Source organism: Segatella copri, assembly GCF_009494835.1.
GTDB classification, from domain to species: Bacteria; Bacteroidota; Bacteroidia; order Bacteroidales; family Bacteroidaceae; genus Prevotella; species Prevotella copri_F.
In genome coordinates this window covers 1-1,337 of record NZ_VZBE01000074.1, presented here as the reverse complement: position 1 = coordinate 1,337, position 1,337 = coordinate 1, and the positions used below count along the sequence as shown (strand labels likewise).

The 1,337-nt window shown below is 54.2% G+C and carries 1 rRNA gene; it reads right to left on the bottom strand.

The window, feature by feature from the left end:
• Window positions 1–14: 14 nt before the first annotated feature.
• Window positions 15–1,337, bottom strand: a 16S ribosomal RNA gene (locus tag F7D47_RS11640); the annotation flags it as partial.

The following is a 1,337-nucleotide window of genomic DNA, read 5'->3' as shown; positions in this document are numbered from 1 at the left end:
ATTCGTCTCTCCAGAAAGGAGGTGTTCCAGCCGCACCTTCCGGTACGGCTACCTTGTTACGACTTAGCCCCAATTACCAGTTTCGCCCTAGGCCGCTCCTTACGGTCACGGACTTTAGGCGCCCCCGGCTTTCATGGCTTGACGGGCGGTGTGTACAAGGCCCGGGAACGTATTCACCGCGCCATGGCTGATGCGCGATTACTAGCGAATCCAGCTTCGTGGGGTCGGGTTGCAGACCCCAGTCCGAACTGAGACAGGCTTTAAGGATTTGATCCGTTTTGCAAGGGACCATCTCTCTGTACCTGCCATTGTAACACGTGTGTAGCCCCGGACGTAAGGGCCGTGCTGATTTGACGTCATCCCCACCTTCCTCACACCTTACGGTGGCAGTGTCCCCAGAGTGCCCAGCTTAACCTGATGGCAACTAAGGAGAGGGGTTGCGCTCGTTATGGCACTTAAGCCGACACCTCACGGCACGAGCTGACGACAACCATGCAGCACCTTCACAGAGGCCCCGAAGGGCGTCATTGTCTCCAAATCCTTCCTCTGCAATTCAAGCCCGGGTAAGGTTCCTCGCGTATCATCGAATTAAACCACATGTTCCTCCGCTTGTGCGGGCCCCCGTCAATTCCTTTGAGTTTCACCGTTGCCGGCGTACTCCCCAGGTGGGATGCTTAATGCTTTCGCTTGGCCGCTGACCTATTCAGACCAACAGCGGGCATCCATCGTTTACCGTGCGGACTACCAGGGTATCTAATCCTGTTCGATACCCGCACTTTCGAGCTTCAGCGTCAGTTGCGCTCCAGTGAGCTGCCTTCGCAATCGGAGTTCTTCGTGATATCTAAGCATTTCACCGCTACACCACGAATTCCGCCCACTTTGTGCGTACTCAAGGAAACCAGTTCGCGCTGCAGTTCAGATGTTGAGCATCTACATTTCACAACACGCTTAATCTCCGGCCTACGCTCCCTTTAAACCCAATAAATCCGGATAACGCCCGGACCTTCCGTATTACCGCGGCTGCTGGCACGGAATTAGCCGGTCCTTATTCATAAGGTACATGCAAAAAGTCTCACGAGACTCACTTTATTCCCTTATAAAAGCAGTTTACAACCCATAGGGCCGTCATCCTGCACGCTACTTGGCTGGTTCAGGCTCTCGCCCATTGACCAATATTCCTCACTGCTGCCTCCCGTAGGAGTTTGGACCGTGTCTCAGTTCCAATGTGGGGGACCTTCCTCTCAGAACCCCTACTGATCGTCGCCTTGGTGGGCCGTTACCCCGCCAACAAGCTAATCAGACGCATCCCCATCCATCACCGATAAATCTTTAATCTC